General features: G+C 68.4%; 11 protein-coding genes. 3 read left to right on the forward strand and 8 right to left on the reverse strand.

The window, feature by feature from the left end:
* Positions 1-74 precede the first annotated feature (74 nt).
* Complete coding sequence (locus RV045_RS01955; protein WP_423234071.1) at positions 75-1,163, forward strand: cache domain-containing protein; 1,089 nt, start codon at positions 75-77, stop codon at positions 1,161-1,163.
* A 491-nt stretch (positions 1,164-1,654) separates the two neighbouring features.
* On the opposite strand, the gene RV045_RS01960 is transcribed toward RV045_RS01955, so the two are convergent.
* Genes RV045_RS01960 through recC form a run of 4 tightly spaced genes read right to left on the reverse strand, consistent with a single transcriptional unit; the run spans position 1,655 to position 12,050 of the window.
* Positions 1,655-2,131, reverse strand: coding sequence for a GIY-YIG nuclease family protein (locus RV045_RS01960; protein WP_423234072.1), 477 nt, complete (start codon positions 2,129-2,131; stop codon positions 1,655-1,657).
* Positions 2,132-2,188: 57 nt separating this feature from the next.
* Positions 2,189-4,390 (reverse strand): exodeoxyribonuclease V subunit alpha, encoded by a 2,202-nt coding sequence (gene recD, locus RV045_RS01965; protein ID WP_423234073.1) that lies wholly within the window; start codon positions 4,388-4,390, stop codon positions 2,189-2,191.
* On the reverse strand, positions 4,387-8,229 hold the full coding sequence (gene recB / locus RV045_RS01970) for an exodeoxyribonuclease V subunit beta (protein ID WP_423234074.1): 3,843 nt from the start codon (positions 8,227-8,229) through the stop codon (positions 4,387-4,389). Before recB ends, recD begins: the two co-directional genes overlap by 4 nt.
* A complete protein-coding gene (recC, locus tag RV045_RS01975) occupies positions 8,226-12,050 on the reverse strand; it encodes an exodeoxyribonuclease V subunit gamma (protein WP_423234075.1) in 3,825 nt (1,274 codons plus the stop codon). Before recC ends, recB begins: the two co-directional genes overlap by 4 nt.
* Positions 12,051-12,154: 104 nt before the next feature.
* Between recC and RV045_RS01980 the strand changes: the two genes are divergently transcribed.
* Together RV045_RS01980 and RV045_RS01985 are read left to right on the forward strand one after the other, a co-directional pair.
* Positions 12,155-12,997 carry a YdcF family protein gene (locus tag RV045_RS01980; RefSeq protein WP_423234076.1) on the forward strand — a complete coding sequence of 281 codons (843 nt, stop codon included), beginning with the start codon at positions 12,155-12,157 and terminating at the stop codon, positions 12,995-12,997.
* 4 nt (positions 12,998-13,001) lie between these two features.
* Positions 13,002-14,117 carry a phospholipase gene (locus RV045_RS01985; protein ID WP_423234077.1) on the forward strand — a complete coding sequence of 372 codons (1,116 nt, stop codon included), beginning with the start codon at positions 13,002-13,004 and terminating at the stop codon, positions 14,115-14,117.
* Positions 14,118-14,230: 113 nt separating this feature from the next.
* Here the strand turns inward: RV045_RS01985 and melA are convergent, their stop codons facing one another.
* From melA to RV045_RS02005, 4 genes are all read right to left on the reverse strand, one after another.
* Entirely contained in the window at positions 14,231-15,643 is a 1,413-nt protein-coding gene (gene melA / locus RV045_RS01990) for an alpha-glucosidase/alpha-galactosidase (RefSeq protein WP_423234078.1), read from the reverse strand.
* Positions 15,644-15,748: 105 nt separating this feature from the next.
* On the reverse strand, positions 15,749-17,056 hold the full coding sequence (locus RV045_RS01995) for an ABC transporter substrate-binding protein (protein ID WP_423234079.1): 1,308 nt from the start codon (positions 17,054-17,056) through the stop codon (positions 15,749-15,751).
* 121 nt (positions 17,057-17,177) lie between these two features.
* A complete protein-coding gene (locus RV045_RS02000; RefSeq protein WP_423234080.1) occupies positions 17,178-18,077 on the reverse strand; it encodes a carbohydrate ABC transporter permease in 900 nt (299 codons plus the stop codon).
* Between the two features lie 33 nt (positions 18,078-18,110).
* Complete coding sequence (locus RV045_RS02005; protein WP_423234081.1) at positions 18,111-19,073, reverse strand: carbohydrate ABC transporter permease; 963 nt, start codon at positions 19,071-19,073, stop codon at positions 18,111-18,113.
* Positions 19,074-19,300: the final 227 nt, after the last annotated feature.

The raw sequence follows: 19,300 nt of genomic DNA on the forward strand, positions 1-19,300 counted from the left end.
TCAAGTCAGCACCCCCGGCTGCCGATAAAAGAGGGAGATATTTCCACCCCTTCACCCCCGCTTCACGGCCCGTCATGTCCCAGCCCAGAACGTCAGAGCCTGAAGACGCCGCGGCCGAAACCGGCGCGGCAGCGCTGTTCATGGCCCGGCTGCTGCAACCTGCACCACCGCCCCAGATCGAGCCGCAGCCCCATACCTACATCAGCCCGTCCCTCACCGTGAGCCACAGCGCAGACGAAGGCCCCGGCGTCGCCAGCCCGCGCATTCCCATGGTGACTGCGCTGCTGCTGGCGTTCGGCCTGGTGGTGGCCGCCGCCGTCTCCAGCATGACGCACAGCGGCACGGCTGACACCGCCGCCATCGCCCAGGGCCAGGTCCAGGCGGGTGAAACCGCCAGCACGCTGGGCGCGCGCATCAGCCTGCACCTGGACGTGGTCTCGCGCCTGGCCGACAGCCTCTCCCGGCAGCTGGCCCGGGGCACGCCGCCATCGCGCGACGAACTCAACCCGCAGGTGCGCGACACCCTGGCCAGCGTGCCGGATTTTGTCGGTGGCGCTGTCACCTTCGAGCCCAACGCGCTGGACGGCCGCGACGCCGAGTTCGCAGGCCAGGCCCCGCTTTACGACGCCACCGGCCGCTTCATGCCTTACTGGTCGCGCAAGGCCATGGGCAGTACCGAGTTCACCGCCGAGCCCATCGTCTTCCAGGACGCGCCCGGTGCCAACGACTGGTACGACATTCCGAAGAAAACCGGCAAGGTGCTGCTGACCGAGCCTTATCTCTATCCCGTCAACGGCGAACAGGTGCTGATGGCCTCGCTGGTCGCGCCCATCGTCGTGGACGGCGTGTTCAAGGGGGCAGTGAGCGCCGACTACCCGCTGGACCGCCTAAGCCGCCGCATCGCGCAGGTCGTCCCGCCCATGGGCGGGCAGATGATGCTGGTCTCCAACGGCGGCGTGTACGCCACCCACCCCGACGACAGACGCCTGGGCCAGCGCGCCACCGAACTGCCGCCCGAGGCGCTGCAAGCCATCCGCCAGGGCCGCACCGACCAGTTCGTCGACCGGGACGGCCACATCCACCTGCTGCAGCCCGTGGTCATCCACCCGGACGTGCCGCCCTGGAGCCTGATCATCGATTTTCCGCTGAACGCGAGCCGGTGAGCTTTTGCGCCTGAAAAGGTGGGGATCGGCTACCGGGTCATCGGGCCGCTCACACAAGCACGCGTAGCCCCACAGACCGCCCGTCACCGCGCCTGATTCATCGCACACCTCGACGCTCAACGCCCGCCCGTGGCTGGGCCCGGACTGGCTCTCGTTGTGCGCGACCAGCGGCGCAAGAATGGCCGTGCGGATGTCGTCGTCGGGCGTATCGGCGAGGGTGAGGGTGAGGGTGTGGTTCATGGGAGCGAATCTAACCGAACTATGGATTGATTGACCCTGAAGTACGCCTAGCCCGCGCTTTGGCTTTGAGGTCTGCTGCATTCCACGCCACGCTTGGACCGCTGGCAAGACCGCGTTCGATTTCACGCTGTAATGCCTCAAGAGCTGCGTGGCTGGAGGCACAGCAAACCCTCACACCGGATTGAGTGCGGTTCATTTCATCACGTCGCTGCAAGTTGCTGAAGCTTTTTCCAAACGGGCTATCGCTCATGTCATTTCATCACATTGATGGAGATTTTTCCGCCTGAATCCGATGCATAATAAATCAAATAACTCTCCAGAAGTTCTTTGACTGCTTTTTCTGTGGGGATAACAAATTTAACCTGAAATTTCGCATTCGTGAAAAGTTCTCGGACCTCGCTGTCGAGCCACTCTCTCTCGCGAATCAATGAACAATCAGGAAATTTTGCAGGATTTCCATTCCTTGCCCAAGAAAATCCGCCGCTAATATGCTTATAAAATCGGCTGACAACATCATTTGATATTCCCACGTAATGAATCTTCCCGTCAACCGGAGAAAAGAAAACATAGAGACCATTCCTGTCATCACCTAAGATTTGATCAATCTGATCAGGAAATTTATCCGCCTCAACCGCATCAGTAATTACATAATCAATTTTTTTGCTGGTTACCAGTTGAATGCTTAACGCAATTTTTTCGAGCGCTTCCGGGAGTTGATCAATTCGCATTTATAACCTTACCAGACAATTTTTAAACCCGTTCCATGAGCACAGCCGGTTGCTTTCTCACTCCCCCAACCTTACCGCCAGCAAGCCGCCCGCCCGCTGCACGCGCAAGCGGCTGGCCTGGGCCAGGATGTCCAGACCGGCGGGCGCGGTGTCCAGTACGCTGAGCCAGCGGCGGGCGCGGGTGATGCCGGTGTAAAGCAGCTCGCGGGTCATGACGGGGTTCATCGCCGGGGGCAGGACGAGCGCGGTGTGGGTGAACTCCGAGCCCTGGGATTTGTGCACCGTCAGCGCGTAAACGCTCTCGGCCTGCGGCAGGCGCGCGGGCAGCATCCAGCGCACGGCGGCGCCATCGCCGCTGGATGCGGCCGGGAAGGCCACGCGCAGCACCATCTGCCCGGGCGGCAGCGCGGGGTCCAGCGCCTGCGCCGGGCAGCGCAGCGTCAGGCCGACATCGCCGTTGACCAGGCCCAGCGCGGCGTCGTTGGCGGTGACCAGCACGGGGCGCCCCGCGTACCAGGGCGTGGCCGGATCGATCAGGCCCTGCTGGCCCAGCAGCTGCGCCACACGCTGGTTCAGCCCGGACACGCCCCACGGGCCGTCGCGCAGCGCGCACAGCAGCTGGAACTGGCTGTGCGCGGCCAGCACCCGGGCGGCCCAGGCGTCCAGGTCGGCGCGGCTGGCGCCCGGGCCGGGCTGGCCCTGGTGCATCAGGCGCAGGTAGTTCGCGTAGCCGACGGGGCCGCTGCTCTGGGATGACTCAGCGACAGATGCGACAGAGGCACTGACACGGCCCTCCAGCACCAGCGCGGCCCAGTCGGTGGACGCCACAAAGGCCAGATCAGGCAGTTCGCCCGCCTGAGCGCGGCGGCGCAGTGCGGACAGCTCGGCGCCATCGCTGCGGTTGACGGCCCGGGCGAGCTGGCCGATGCCGCTGTCTGCGACAAAGCGGCGGCTGTGGCGCAGCATGATCACCGCCTGGTCCAGCTCCTGGCCGTCCGGGTCAATGCAGTCGTCCGGCAATGTGTCGCCGCACAGCGCAGCCAGGGCCTTGCGCGTGGCGGGCCAGTAGTGCCCGTCAGCGGCGCGCTCGCACAGCTCGCCCAGCACCGCGCCCGCATCGACCGAGGCCAGCTGGTCGCTGTCGCCCAGCAGGATCAGGCGGGCGTGGGCGGGCAGCGCATCGACCAGCGCGGCCATCAGGTCCAGATCGACCATCGAGGCCTCGTCCACCACCAGCACGTCCAGCGGCAGCGGCGCGCCCGCATGGTGGCGGAAGCGCCGCCGGTTGGGCTGGCGGCCCAGCAGGCGGTGCAGCGTGCTGACCTGCACCGGCACCTGCTCGCGCACAGCCTGAGCGTGCGGGATGTCCAGTCGCGCCAGATCGTACACCGCCGCCGTGATCGAGGCGTTCAGCCGCGCCGCCGCCTTGCCCGTGGGCGCCGCCAGGCGGATGCGCAGCGGCCGTCCCTGCCCGTCCGCGCCCAGCGCCAGGCTCTGCAGCAGCGCCAGCAGGCGCACCACCGTGGTCGTCTTGCCCGTGCCTGGGCCGCCGGTGATGACGGCAAAAGCGCGCAGCGTGGCCAGCGCGCAGGCCAGCTTCTGCCAGTCCGGACCGGGCGGTGCGGCGGGGTCTGGGGGAAAGAGCGCATTCAGCACCTGACGCTGGCGCTGCACTGCATCGGGCTGCGGTAACGGCTGCGGTGACGGCTGCGGGCGCAGACGCGCAGCCAGCGCCGCGCGCACCCCCTGCTCGTGCTGCCAGTAGCGGCGCAGATAAAGGCGCGGGCGGCCGCCCGCCTGGCTCAGCACCAGCGGCGTCGTGCCCTCCAGCGACGCACCGCCCTCGCCCGCCGCGACCAGCAGCGGGTGCTGGAGTGCGGTCAGCCAGGCGGGCAGCGTCAGGCCCTGCAGCCAGTCGGCGGGATCGGGCACCGCCGCCAGCATCGTCGGTGGCGCGTCGGCCCGCTGCGGGCGGCGCAGCGCCAGCGTGGCGCGCGGGTGGGCCAGCACCGCTGCCAGGTCCAGCGCCACATGGCCGTGGCTGACCTGGTGGGCCGCCAGCGCCGCCGCCAGCAGCAGCAGGGGCGGCGCATCGGGCGCCTGCTCAAACAGCATCCGGGCCAGCGCCACGGGCAGATCGCCAGAACCGGCTGAAGTGCCCAGCACACCGGCCCGCGCCGCCGCGTCCAGGGCCGCGATCAGCGCAGCGCCGTCAGCGGGAAGCGGGGCGGATGCCGGGGGGAAATCGTTGTCGCTCACAGCGCGTCTCCTGCAGCAGGGACCAGAGCGTGGCCCGGCGTGGCCTCGCCCATCAGGTCATCCAGCGCCATCATCAAAGCGCGCGGCGGTCGCTCCAGGTGCAGCCCGGCCACGGGCCCGGCGATGCCGCGCAGAAAAAGGCAACCCACACCGCCGACATGGCGGTCGTAGTCGTAATCCGGCAGGCGCGCAGCCAGCAGCCGGTGCAGGGCGTAGAGGTAAATCACCCCCTGCAGATCGTAGCGGTGCGCGGCCATGGCGCGGGCGAGCGCGGGGGCGTCGTAATCCGCCGCGCAGCGCCCCAGCCGGTTGGATTTGTAATCGAGCACCACATAGCGCCCGTCCACCCGCGCGACCAGGTCGATGAAGCCGCGAAACAGGCCGTGCACCTCGCCAGGCTGCAGCGCCGGGCGAGGGGCGCCGCCCAGATCGTGACCCCGCAAAGTGTGCTGGTGCACCAGCGCGTCCAGGCGCTGCAGCGGCACTCGGTGTGCGGGCAGCCAGAATTCCATCTCGGTCTGGACGGTGTCCAGATCGCGCAGCGCAAGCGGAGCGCTGCCCGGGGCCGCCGGTGACCAGGGCAGCGGCGTGGCCAGCCACTGCTGCAGGGCCTGTTCCAGCGCAGGAATCCAGGGCGTCCAGCCGCGCACCGCGCAGCGCCGCGCCACCTGGTCGGCCAGCGCGCCGGGGCGATCCAGCTGCGCGCGGCCCTCGCCCATGGCCCATTCCAGCAGGCCGTGCATCAGCGTCCCGGCCTGCGGCCCGGCGGGCAGATCGTGCAGCTTTGATCCGTCGTCGGGAGCCTCGGCGTCATCCTGCTCGGGGCTGACGGCGACCAGGCCCGGGTCGGCCAGACGCTCCAGCACCGCGCTGTCGCGGGACGATGCTTCGCCCACATCGGCCGCGCCCGCTTCATCCACCCGGCGCAGGCTGGAATAGCTGACAAAGCGCCACAGCGGACCACCCGGCGGTCGCAGCGCGGGCAGATCGCGCGGCTGACGCAGCACCTCGGGCGGCTGCCAGAGCGGCAGGTCAGCTTCTTCGGGTGGCAGTGGCAGGGGCTGGACAGCGATCAGCGGGGCGCCGCCCCCGGCCTGATCCACCAGCGGCTGTGCCCAGGCCTGGGCCTGGTCGAGCAGCGGAGGGGTTGTGGCGTTATTGAGCCCCATGACCCGGGCCAGCGCGCTGTGCGGCAGGTGGGTGTGCGGCGCCAGCGCCATCCAGGTGGCGTGACGGGCGCGGGTCAGCGCGACGTAGAGCTTGCGCACGTCCTCGCCCAGACGCTCGGCGTCGGCCTGTTCGCGGGCTTCGGGGGGGGCCTCGGCGAAAGGCAGGCGCTTCAAATTTCCGTGTGCATCGTGCCAGGCCACCACCGGATCCTTGCTATTGACTGGCCGCGCCGCGCTGGCAAAGGGCAGCCAGACCAGCGGATATTCCAGCCCTTTTGATTTGTGCACAGTGACGATGCGGATCAGGCCGTCTTCGCCGGGCAGGCGCAGGCGCAGCTCGTCGGCGCTGGGGCCGTCGTCGCCCCCCGCTTCGCGCCCGGCGCGGCGCTCGGCCAGGTGGCGGACCAGCGCGTGCTGGCCGTCCAGCAGGCTGCTGGCCTGCTGCAGCAGCTCGGCCAGATGCAGCCAGTTGGTCAGGCCGCGCTCGTCCCCGGCGGCGAGCAGGCGCTGCGGCACGCCGAAATCGCTCAGCACATGGCGCAGCAGTGGCAGCACGCCCTGGCGCTGCCAGAGCTGGTGGTAGCCCAGAAACTGATCCAGACGCCCGCTCCAGACGCTGTCGCTGCGCTGCAGCTCGTCCAGCTGCGCCAGCGACAGGCCCAGCGGCGGCAGCGCCAGCGCGGCGCGCACCCGTCGGCCGTTGCCCGGATCGGCGCAGGCCTGCAGCAGGGTCAGCATCTGGTCGGCCTCTTCGCTGTCAAACACCGACGACTTGTCCGACACATAGACGCTACGCAGGCCGCGCTCGGTCAAGGCCTGCGCCAGCGGAGCTGCTTCGGTCTTGCTGTTGACCAGCAGCGCGCAATCGGCCGGCTGGATGCGGCGCAAGGTGCCCGATTCATCCACAAAGCCGCTGGCCTCGTCCTGCAGCAGCGTCAGCACATGGTCGGCGCAGGCGCTGGCGATGCGCTGGCGCTGGACAGCGGCTGTGAAGGCCTTCTCGTCAGGGCCGGGCCCGTCCACCCACAGCGTCAGCGCGGGCGGTGTCGCGCCACCCAGCACCAGGCGCTCGGACAGGCCGCGTGCGGCCACGGGCTCGAAGCTCAGAGACGTTGCATCGGCCTCGCCTGCGGCCTTGTCTGCAGCTTCCTCTGCGCTCTGCGCTTTGGGCCTGAAAAGCGCGCCGCCCAGGCGCTGGCTGGCCGCGCCAAACACGCGGTTCACCGCCTCGACCATGGCGCGCGACGAGCGGAAATTGGTGTCCAGCGTGCCGATGCGCAGCCCGGGCGAGCGCCGCGCCTGCAAGTAGGTGTCAATGTCGGCGCCGCGAAAGCCGTAAATCGCCTGCTTGGGATCGCCGATCAGCACGAGGCTGGCGCCCTCTTCTCGAATCTCTTCTCCACAATTTTCAGCAGAAATCGGGTAAATGCGGGTAAAAAGCCGCAACTGCAGCGGATCGGTGTCCTGGAACTCGTCCACCAGCGCCACCGGAAACTGCGTGCGGATGCGCTGCGCCAGGCGCTCGCCGCCCTCGCCGCGCAGCGCGGCATCGAGGCGGGTGAGCAGACCGTCAAAGCCCATCCAGGCGCGGCGTTCCTGCTCCTGCTGCTCGCGCTGGCGCACCCAGGCGACGGCGTGGCGCAGCAGGCTGGGGCGCGGCTTTGGCAGCGCGGCGATCTGTTCGGGAAGCCGCTGGATCGCATCCAGCGCCGGGTGCTCGAGCGGATCGCCATTTTTGGTCTTTTCGGCCATGCCCTCGGGCGTCAGGCGCTGCCAGGCGGTGGAGTCTGCCTTCCAGGGCGATTCGAACGCCGGGTCATCCACCCAAGCCTGGAGCTTCGTCATCCAGCCTTTGCGCGCCCTAAATGCCCCGCCATCCAGAGGCTTGGACTTGCTGGCGATCAGCGCATTGAGCCAGTCGGCCAGGGATTGCGCCCAGCCGTTCTCCCGCCACGGCTGCTTCATGGCCTCCAGCGCGGCACGCTGGTCCGCCTTGTTGCGGGCCAGCAGTTCGGCGGGCAGGGGCAGATTGCAGTCAGCGTCCTGCAGCGGACCTTTCAAAAGTTGGGCCACCGCCGCCTCAAGCGCGTCCGGCGTGGACCATAAACGGGCGATTTCCTCGGCCTGCTCGCGCGGCAGGGGCACGTAAAAAGTGCGCCAGTAATCGCGCACGGCCTCGGCCAGCAGCGGCGCCAGATCGGCCTGCAGCTCCAGGCTGAAGAGGCTGCCGCTGTCGAAAGCGTGCTCGGACAGCATGCGGCGGCACCAGCCGTGGATGGTGAAAATCGCGGCTTGGTCCATCCATTCTGCGGCCAGCTCCAGGCGACGCGCATCGCCAGGCCAGGTGGCGGCGTCCAGGCTGTCGCGCAGGGTGCGCAGTGGATCGCCGACCGGCGCCGCCGCATCGTCGCCGCGCCACAGCCGCGCGGCCTGCGCCAGGCGGGCGCGGATGCGGTCGCGCAGCTCGCGGGTGGCGGCGTCGGTGTAGGTGACGACCAGAATCTCGGGCGGCGTCAGCGGGCGGCGCGGCGTGGCCGCCTGCGGGTCGTGCCCCAGCACCAGGCGCACCACGCGCAGCGCCAGGGTGTAGGTTTTGCCCGTGCCCGCGCTGGCCTCGATCAGGCGGGGGCCGGACAGTGCGTCGCGCAGCGGATCAAACGGGGTGTTCATGGCTGCTCCGTGGGCTGGACGGCGGGGGGTGCGGGACTTTTTGCGGCATCTTTCGCGGCATCTTTCGCGGCTTCTTTCGCATCCGGCAGATGATCCAGCAGCGGCAGAACCAGCTCTCGCGCCCAGTGTTCAACCTCGCCGCTGGCCAGCAAAGTGTCGAAATCGGGCCAGACGCGGCGCAGTTCGGCGCTGTACTGCGCGCAGCCGCCGAAGGTCTCGCGGGCGGCGGCCGCAGCGGCATCCTCGCCAGCCCGGACGTCCGTGGCGTCATCCCCGTCGCCGTCATCGTCTCCTGCAGCCGCGACAGCGTCCGCGGCTGTCCGGCCCTTATCAGTCTTGTCGGCCTTGTCGGCTTTCAGGGTCAGCCAGGCGCGCGCCACGGCGGGCTCCAGGGGCAGCGGGCGCTGCTGGCCTTCGCGCCAGGCGTCCAGCAGACGGGTCCACAGCAGCACGGCCTGATCGTGCGGCAGCGCGGGCAGCGACAGGTCGCCCACGGGGCTGAGGATTTCGCTGCGCACGGACCAGCCCTTGAGCGCAGGCGCCACCTGCGCGGCCAGGTGCATCACCCACTCCGGCATCAGCTTGTCCACCTTCCAGTGGCCTTTTTTGACCAGGCTGGAGGCCGTCACCCCGCGCCGCACCGCCGTGGGGGTCTCACCGCCCCCTGGCGCTGGAGAAGCACAGACATAGATCTCGCCCAGATCGCCGACCACGGCGGGGCGCCCGTCCTCGGCGGGCCAATCCAGCGCCACGGACGGCAGGCGGGTGGGCGCGGCGCTGTGCGCCACCTGCCAGCGCTGCGCCAGCGTGCGAATCAGATCGAACTGACCGTCCTGGACGATGTCGCCAAATGCGCCAGGAGGCAGCTCGCCGCGCCGCACCTGGCGCTGGGCGGCTTCTTTCAGGAGGGTGTCCAGGGGCGAATCGGGGGCGGTGTCAGGTTCAGCATCCAGATCGGCTTCCGGATCATCGTCCGGATCATCGTCCGGATCGGTTTCAGGATCGGGCTCAGGGAAACCGCCGTGCTGCATCACGGCCTGTTTGACGGCCTGCAGCAGATCGTTCTTGATGCCCCACAGCTCCAGGCCATCCAGCGCGAAGGGCTCGGTCTCGGGCGGGTCGGCGTCGGCCTCGTCCAGGTGCACGCCCAGGCGCTGGCCCAGAAAGGCTTTGGCCGGGTTGGCCAGCCAGCGGGCCAGTTCGGACAGCTCCAGCGGGGTATCGCGCTCCAGCTCGGGCAGGCGCCCGGCCAGGCCCAGCGGCACCGGCGGGGCCGTGTCGCTGCTGGCGTGCCACTCGCGGGCGTAGCTGAAGAGGCCATCGTCGGCTGCGGCGCTGCCCTGGGGATCGACCGGGCGGCTGGCGTAATCCGGATCATAAGGATGCAGGCGGTGCACGGTGGTCAGGGCGGCGAGCAGCTTGTCGCCCTCCTCAGGGGTGGTGGCCCAGCCCGCCGCGATGTGGTCGCGCAGCTGCGCCACCAGCACCGAGGGCGGCTGCTCGCTGCCATCGACCGCGCTGCGGCCGACCCAGCTCAGGCCCAGGCGCTCGCGCGCGGAGAGCAGCGCCTCCAGGAAAAGGTAGCGGTCGTCCTCGCGGCGCGATCGGTCGCCGGGGCGGTGCTCCAGCGCCATCAGGTCGAAATCAGCTGCGGGCTTGGCGCGCGGGAAATCGCCATCGTTCAGGCCCAGCAGGTGGATGTGGCGGAAGGGAATCGCCCGCATCGGCATCAGGGTGGCGAAGGTGACGCCGCCGCCCAGGAAGGCGCGCGGGCTGTCCTGCTGCCCGATCTGCTCCAGCCAGTGACCGCTGACCACGGCCAGCGGCAGCGGCTGGACCAGACCCGCGCTGGCGCACAGATCCAGCCAGTCGTCCAGGGTGCGCGCCAGGGTGTCCAGCGTGGCCGTCTGATCGCCCTCGGGCTCGAAGAAATCGCGCAGCACGCCGTGCAGCAGTTCGCCCCATTGCGGCGGCGTCAGCGGCTGGGCCAGGCGGCGCCAGAGCGTGTCCAGCGCGTCGATCAGGCGGGCCAGTGCGCCCAGCAGCGGGCCCTGCAGCCCGGCGGCGGCGTCCAGCGGTTCGATGTCCTGCCAGGCGCCGCTGTCGCCCACGGCATAGCCCAGCAGCAGGCGGCGCAGGCCAAACGCCCAGGTGTGGGTGTCGGGCGCGGGCGGCAGGCCCAGGCTCTGGCGGTGCGCGTCGTGCAGGCCCCAGCGCAGGCGGGCGGCGTCCAGCCAGTCGCGCAGCAGCGGCAGATCGGCCTCCTGCAGGCCAAAGCGGCGGCGCAGCGCAGGCAGCTCCAGCGCATCGAGCACCGGCGCCAGCGGCAGGCGCTGCTGGCGGATGTCCAGCAGCCGCGCCAGCACGCCCGGCAAAGGGTCGATCTGGCCCAGCCCCTGGTCGGCCAGATGAAACGCAATCCGCCGCGCATCGCCCGGCAGCGGCAGGCCAAACACGGCGCGCACGTGCGGTGCGTAGCGCTGGATGTCGGGCACCATGACCAGGATGTCCTGCGGCTGCAGCGTGGCGTCGCGGGCCAGCGCGGCCAGCAGCGTGTCGTGCAGGATCTCGACCTCGCGCTGCGGGCTGTGGGCGATCACAAAGCGCAGTGAAGCGTCCTGCGCCGCCGTTGCAGGATCGGGTGCGGGCCAGTGGCTGCGTGTTTCGTGCAGCGGGCGCAGGTCAAAAATATCGTCCTGAAGCTGCTGCAGCAGGCCGTGGCGGTGGGGGTGACCGGCATCCAATGGCGTCAGGAAAAGATCCACGCGCTCGCCGTCGAAGTGCCTGCGGTAGCGGCCGGGCTCGTCGTGGCGGGCCAGCAGCGCCATGAAATCGCGCCCCTGCTGCCCCCAGGCGGCCAGCAGCGGGTGGCTGGCCAGGTGCAGGCTGTCGTCGTCCGGCGCCTGCGTCTGGCCGGGGCGCCGCGCCTGGCGCGTGGGGCCAAAGGCCCGTCGGCGCTGCAGCGCGGTGCCGGGCACGGCGTCCAGCCAGTGGTGGGCGCACGGGTTCTGCACCCCGACCAGCACCGGGCGCCAGCGCGACAGCAGAGCCAGCGCCTCCAGCGTCTGCTGCGGCAGCGAGGACAATCCAAACACCATCAGCCGCGTCGGCAGGCCAGATGGGGGCTCGCCCGTCCAGCCTTCCACCGTTTCGACAAAGCGCTGGTGCACGGCCGAGCGCGCTGATCCGGCGAGATCAGGCCCGACATCGTCGCACAGCGCGCGCCACAGGGCGGGCTGCCAGGCCGCATCGCCCGGCAGGGGCAGCGGGCGACCTTCGCCATCCAGCAGCGCGTCCTGGCCCCGCGCCCACAGCGCCAGCCAGTCGGCGCGGTACACTTGGTACTGATCCAGCAGATCGGCCAGGCGCTGCGCCAGCTGGTGGCAGCGGCGGCCATCGGCATCGCCCTGCAAAAAGCGCTGCAGCGGCGCGAACACCGGCTGGCGCGCCAGCCCCGGCAGCAGGCGCATCAGGCGCCACAGCAGCGCCTGACGATCGAAGGGCGACTGGGCCGGAACGCCGCCCTGCCCTGCCACACCGTCACCCGCCGCGCCCAGCACCGTGCGGTACAGGCGCCAGACGAGCTGCGCTGGCAGCTCGGTGCGCACCCCGGCGCAGACGCCCAGCCCCCCCTGATCCACCGGCCGCGCCATGGCCAGACGCAGCCACTGGCCCATGCCCTGGCTTTGCACCAGCAGATGCTCGGTGTCCAGCGGCGCCAGCGGGTGGCGGCGCATCCAGGCGATCAGCACGTCGCGCAGGGATTCGGTCTGGTTGGCGTGGATCACCATCAGGCCGGTGGCGGGCGCGGTATCGGCCATGCAAGGCTCCAGTCGCAGAAAATGCCATTGTGCCCAGGCGCGGCGGCAGGCTGTGTCCCGCCCGCCTACAATCGGTGCCTGTTTCGCGCTGCCCTCTGCTCCCCTTGGATACTGATCTGATCACCGGTGCTGCCAAGCCGCTGCTCACCGCCCTGGCCCTGCCGCCGCTGAACCTGCTGCTTGTCGTGCTGGCGGGAGCAGCGCTGGTCTGGCGCACGACGCCGGGCAGCCGGGGCCGCCGCTGGGGCACGGCGCTGACGCTGGGCGGCTGGACGCTGCTGTGGCTGCTGTCCACGCAGACGGTGGCGGTGCAGCTGTCACAGTGGCTGCTGCCGCAGTATCCGCCCCTGAATTTCCGCACAGGCAACGCCGACACGCCGGATGGAAAGCCCGCACAGGCGGTCTGGATCCTGGGCGGGGGCGTGCAGCGCAGCCTGGCCGAATACGGCGGCATCGCCCAGCTCAATGCCGAATCGTCCGCACGCCTGCGCTACGGCATGCTGCTGTCGCGGCGGCTTGATCTGCCGGCGGGCTTCACGGGGGGTCCCGGCTGGGTGCAGTGGCTGGAGCCCGGACAGCCGGTGCGCGAGGCGCACGTTGCTGCGGCCACGCTGCGCGCCGAGCGCCAGCCCGTGCTGCGCTGGATGGAAACCGGCTCGCGCGACACGCACGAGAACGCCGTCAACAGCCGCGCCCTGCTGCGTCGCGACGGCGTGACGCGGCTCGTTCTGGTGACCAGCGCCTGGCACATGCCGCGCGCCGTCGCCGAGTTCACCCGCGCGGGTTTTGACGTACTGCCGGCGCCCATGGGCTACATCAAACCGGCCAACGGCCCGCTGCTCGACGCCCTGCCCAGTGGCACGGGGCTGGCGGCCAGCCGCCTGGTGCTCAAGGAATGGATCTCGCTAATGCTGCTGCGCGCCGGCCTGCTGGGCGCCAAGGACTGAGCCCATGGCCGCCGCTGCCTTGCAGATTTTCGCCGGACCGCTGGCACGCGAGCACATCCGCCAAAGCGGGCTGAACCCGCAGGACATCCACGCCATCGCCGGTGCCGCGGGCGGCCCCAAAGGGCTGATCCTGGGGCCGCTGGACCGGCATATTTTTGGCCACTGGCTGGCAGGAGCGCAGCCGCAGGCCAGGCCGCCTGTTCACCTGATCGGCGCCTCCATCGGCGCCTGGCGCATGGCCAGCGCCTGCCTGCCGGACCCCGTGCAGGGCCTGCTCGATCTGGAAGCCGCCTACATCGCCCAGGATTACCCGCCCGGCCCGAAAGGGAAAAGGCCCGACGCCGCCACCGTGTCGCGCCTGTTTGCCCGGCAGCTGGCGGGCCACATGGGCGCAGAGACCACCGGTCTGGCCTGGACGCAACCGGTTCGCTACGCCCTGCACCTGGTCACCAGCCGAGGCCTGGGGGCCCTGAAAGACCCCGGCCGGGCCGCCATGGCGCTGGGCTACGGCGCCGCCTGGGCCGCCAACGCCGTGAACCGCCGCCACCTGGGCCGCTGGCTGCGCCGCACGGTGTTTTCCAGCGCAGGCGCTGCCCTGCCCTTCCTGGAAAACGCTCCGGGCGATCTGTCCACCGACCGCGTGACGCTGAACGACACCAACGCGCTGGACGCCCTGCGGGCCAGCTGCTCCATCCCCTTCGTGCTGGAGCCCGTGCGCGACATCGCCGGATCGCCGCCGGGCGCGCACTGGGACGGAGGCATCACCGACTATCACCTGCGCCTGCCCTGGACGGCGGGACAGAACGGCCACGCGCCCATCGTGCTCGTGCCGCACTTCCAGCCCACGATGGTGCCCGGCTGGCTGGACAAACCCTGGCGCCGCCGCCACCGCAGCGACGCCCCCATGGACCGCGTCGTCCTGCTCTGCCCCAGCCCCGCCTGGGTCGCCCGCCTGCCCGGCGGCAAACTGCCCGACCGCCAGGATTTCGCCACCTACGCCATAGACACCCCCGCCCGCCAGCAGGCCTGGCGCACCGCCGTGGCAATGAGCCAGCAACTCGCAGACGCGTGGGACGCCTGGCTGCAGCGGCCGGATGTGGATCGCGTGCAGCCGCTCTAAGCCCGCACCGCCTGAACCGGCTTCAGAGCCCCATTCAGGCCTTCAGCGTGCAGCAGCTCGCCCCCCTGCCAAGGGGAAGTCCCGCCTTTGCCGGGAAGTGAATTTGCGGCCTGTCAGCCGCGCACCCACTCCGGCAGCCAGTCGCCGTGGGCGGCCATCAGCTCGTCGACCATGGCGTGGATCTGCTCCAGATCGAGCACTGCGCTGGTGTGCGGATCGAGCATGGCAGCGTGGTAGATGTGCTCGCGGCGCTGGGTCAGGACGGCTTCGACGACCAGCTCCTGCACGTTCACATTGGTGCGCATGAGCGCCGCCAGCTGCACCGGCAGACGGCCGATGTGGGTCGGGCGCACGCCGTTGGCATCGACCAGGCAGGGCACTTCGACCGCGCAGCCCTCTGGCAAGTTGGTGATCAGGCCGGTGTTGGGCACGTTGCCGTAAACCACCTGCGGCTGGCCGCTGACCACGCCGTGGATGATGGTGCCGCCATATTCGGCCGAGCGCTGCACCTGGCGCAGGCCGGAAATCATGTCGCCCACCTGCTCGACCGATCGGGGCATGACCTGGATGTCCGCACCGCGCACCTCGTCCAGCAGGGCCTGCGGGTCCTGGCTGCCGGGCTCGGCCAGTTCGCGCTCAATGTGCGGCCACGCGTGTTCGAAGAGCTGGCAGCGGCCCGGATATTCGTCCAGCGGCACGTTGTATTTTTTGAGCAGATCCTCGCGCCCCGGCTTGATGAACCAGGGCGTGTACTCGGCGAAATGCTCGCTCGATTCGGTGGGGAAATAGCCCAGCCGGCTCAGCATCTCGTAGCGCACGCGGTTCCAGTCGGGCGCGCGGCCTTCGCGCTGGATGGCTTTCAGGCGGGGATACAGATCCTGCCCCTTGTGGCTGAATTCCAGATAGAAAGCGACGTGGTTGATGCCCGCGCACAGGTAGCGGATTTCTTCAGCGGGAATCTCCAGGTCGTGGGCCAGTTCGGCGGCGGTGTGCTGCACGCTGTGGCACAGGCCGACGGTGGGCACGCGGCGCGAGCGCGCATTCAGCGCCCAGGTGATCATCGCCATGGGATTGACATAGTTCAGGTGCAGCGGGCGGTCGGCGCACAGCGCTTCCATGTCCTGCTGCATGTCCAGCATGACGGGGAGGGTGCGCAGCGCGCGCATGATGCCGCCGATGCCCAGGGTGTCGCCGATGGTCTGCTCGAGACCGTATTTTTTGGGGATGTCGAAATCAGTGACCGTGGCCGGGCGGTAGCCGCCGACCTGAATGGTGCTGATGACAAAGCGCGCACCATCCAGCGCCGCACGGCGGTCGGTGGTCGCGGTGATGGTGGGCCGGGCATCCAGGGCGCCGGCGATGCGCTGCGCCACTTTTTCGGACAGTGCCAGGCGGTGCGGGTCGATGTCGTGCAGCGCAATGTGGGCTTCGCGGAGTTCGGGCCAGGCCAGGATGTCGCCCAGCAGGTTGCGGGTGAACACCGTGCTGCCAGCGCCGATGAGGGTGATCTTGACGGGGGACGACATGCGCTCTCCTTGCGATCCGGGTCTTCGAAAAATCCCGGCCGGGGGATCGGATCCGGCCGGGAAGACGCCTGAACACGTACAGGCTTCAGGCGATCATGGCCGCCCTCACTTGACGGCGTTGACCTTGGCGTTGGCGGCCTTGAGCGTGGGCTCTGCAGCGGCCTTGCCCGTCATCACCGATTCCCACGCCGACTGCATGATGGCGTCGATCTGCGAGCTGTGGTCGGCCACGGGCGGCAGGAAGGTGTTCTGCGCCATGGTCAGGAAAGCGCTGGTATCCACGCCTTTGCCCTTCTGCACGGCCTGCGCCTTTTCGGCCAGGCCCTTGATGGCCGGGAAGACCACGCCAAAGCTGGCCACCTTGGACTGGCAGTCGGCGGAGCCCAGGTACTTCACCCACTTCCAGGCTTCATCCTTGACCTTGGAGCCCGCCCAGATCGAATCGCCCAGGCCGTTGATCATGCTGGCGCGCTGGCCGCTGGCGCCCTTGGGCAGCGGCACCCAGGCGGTGGGGAACTTGGCGTTGCTCTGGAAGAAGGACACCATCCACGAGCCCTGGGGAATCATGGCCACGCGGCGGGTGACAAACATGGCGTCGGCGCTGGAGCCCTTGACCATCTGCATCGGCGCCGACAGGCCCTTGGCGGGCAGACCGGCCAGATACTGCCAGGTGCTGGCCACGGCCGGGCTGTCGTAATGGAAGGTGCTGTTCCACGGCGCATCCTGGAACTTGAAGCCTTGCGGCACGGCGAAATAGCTCCATTCGGTCTGGCCCATGGAGCCCGTGTTGCCACCGCCCGGGGGCGTCTGGTAGCCGTACTGCAGCACCGATTTGGGGTTGAATTTCGGGTCGGTGGCATTCTTGCCGCTGCGGTCCAGCGTCAGCTTGCGAACCACCTGCTCAAAGGTGCCGCCGTCCTTGGGGTTCCAAGTCATGTTCTGCAGATCGGCCAGCGACACACCTGCCTTTTTGGCCATGTCCAGGTTGACGATGAAGCCGATGGTGTCCCAGTCCTTGGGCAGGCCGTACTGCTTGCCGTCGCGGCCCCAGATGTCATAGAGGCCGTCGCGATACTGTTTGGTATCCACCTTGTCTTTGGCGATCAGCGGGGCCAGATCGACAAGCTGGTTGTTGCGCGCGAACTCGGGGTATTTGGCCAGGTGGTCAGTGAACACGTCGGGCGCAGTGCCCGAGACCATGCCGGTCGAGATCGAGGTCCAGTAGTCATCCCAGCCGACCTGGGTGATCTTGATCGTGGTGCCGGGGTTGGCTTTCTGGAAATCGGCCGCGCACTGCTGGTAGGCCGGCAGCTGCAGGTTGTCCCACAGCATGTATTTGACTTCGCCCGCGTGGGCGGTGCCCGCCAGGGCCAGAGTGGTCAGGGCGGCCAGTTTGAGTGTTGATGGTTTCATCAGAGTCTCCTCGGGGTCAGAAATGAAAAGGCAAGGGCGTCAGGGAACAGCAGCAGGGAACAGCAACAGAGAACAGCAGCACAGGAAGACAGCACGGGAAACAGGGGACCGCGGAAGCGTCTTATTTGCCGCCGCTGAAGGCAACCGATTCGACCACCCGGCGGCCCATGAACAGCAGCAGCAGCACCGTGGGCACCATGGTGATGCTGGCGGCGGCCATCAGCCCCGTCCAGTCAGGCTGGCCATTGGGCGACTGCGATTTGAAGGTCTGCAGCGCCAGCGGCAGCACCTGCCAGGCCTCGTCCTTCGAGACCAGGTAGGGCCAGAAAAACTCGTTCCACATATTGATGCCGGTCAGCACCGCGATGGTCACCAGCGGCGTCACCGATAGCGGCAGCACCACGCGGCGGAAAATGAACCAGTGCGTGGCGCCGTCCAGGCGCGCGGCCTCTTCCAGCTCGCGCGGCACGGCCAGGAAAAACTGGCGCAGAAAGAACACCGAGAAGCCCTGCATCAGGCAAAAGGGCGCGACCATGCCCTGCAGCGTGTTGAGCCAGCCCAGATCTTTGATCAGGATGAAGTTGGGGATGAAGGTGACCACGCCGGGTACCATCATCGAGCCCAGAAAGAGCGCAAAAATCAGCTTGTTGCCGGGAAAATCAAGCCGCGCAAACGCGTAGGCCGACATGGCCGCGCAGGTGGTCTGGCACACGACGATGATGCCGGTGAACATCACCGAGTTGAGCAGCGCCCGCGAGAAGTCAATGCTGGCTGCCGACACGCCGATGCTGCCGCTGCCCGAATCGGCCAGGCCCAGCACGCGCAGTACGTTGTTGAATGTGATGCCGGAGGGCAGCCAGTTGGCCGAATCGACAAACACGTCGTCGGGCGAAATCAGGGCCGTTTTGACCATCATCCACAGCGGGGCCAGGGTCAGGGCGAGCATGGCCAGCAGGATGGCCCAGGCCAGGATCTGGCCGGAACTCAGGCGGCGGCGGCCGGGCATGGCGGAAGCGCTCATGGGGTATCTCCTTGAAGGACGCGGCGGTCTGGCTCAGGCCAGATCGCTTTCGTTGGCGCGCATGATGCACATCTGGATCACCGTGTAAGCCAGCATCACCCCGCACAGCGTGATGGACATGGCCGAGGCGTAACCCATCTTGTAGAAGCTGAAAGCGTTCTGCACGATGTAGTGAACGATGACGCGGGTGGAATCCAGCGGCCCGCCGCCCGTGGTGACGGCGATGGTGTCGAAGATCTGGAACGACCCTGTGACGCTGGTCACCAGCACAAAGACCATCACCGGACGCAGCAGCGGCAGCGTGATGCGGCGGAACATCTGCCATTCGGTGGCGCCTTCCAGCGCAGCGGCCTCGTAAAGGTGTCGCGGAATGTTCTGCAAGCCGGCCAGGAAGAGCATGGCCACCAGGCCCATGTGACGCCAGATGTTCACCCCGGCCACGGTCAGCAGCGCCTGCGAGGCGTCGCCAAAGAAAGGCTGCGCATCAAAGCCCCAGGCGCCCAGTGTGGCGTTGACCACGCCCAGCATGGGATCGAGCATCCACAGCCAGATCATGGCGACCAGCACGTTGGAGAGTAGATAAGGCAGCAGCACCACCGCCTTGACGAAAATGGCGCGCGTCAGCCGGTCCATGACCACGGCCAGGAACAGCCCGAGCACCGTCTGCAGCGGAATATTGAGCAGCACGTAATAGAGCGACAGCTTCATGCCGTTCCAGAACTTGTCGTCGTGCCACATCTGCACATAGTTGTCGACACCGACGTAGGCGGGCGCGCTGAGCAGGTTCCAGTCGGTGAAGCTGATCTGCACCGCGCGCAGCGTGGGCCAGGCGTAGAAGAGCACGAAGCCGATGAGTGCGGGCAGCACCATCAGCCAGGCGGTGCTGACCTCGGCACGGCGGCTGGCGTGCCAGAACGGGCGGCGGCGCACCAGGGCGGGAAGCGCCCGGGCGGAAGGCGGTGGGCCCGGGCGGGCGGCGACGGAAGACGGGTCCATGACAGGGCTCCTGAGTGGGGTGGACTGCGGGCGTCGTTTGATAATATTTGCGAATACTATCAGCGCAAAAACACCGAGTCTCTTAGGGTAAACGCGGATAAATCAGGATTTATTCCATTTGCCAACAGCCAGATGACCCAGGGTTTTCCGCAGTATTTGTAAATATTTTCGCTGATATGATCAGTGCCATCGCTCATCCATCACCCCTTACCGTCACGAGAGCAAGC

This window comes from Amphibiibacter pelophylacis, assembly GCF_037688875.1.
In the GTDB taxonomy this organism is placed as follows: domain Bacteria; phylum Pseudomonadota; class Gammaproteobacteria; order Burkholderiales; family Burkholderiaceae_C; genus Amphibiibacter; species Amphibiibacter pelophylacis.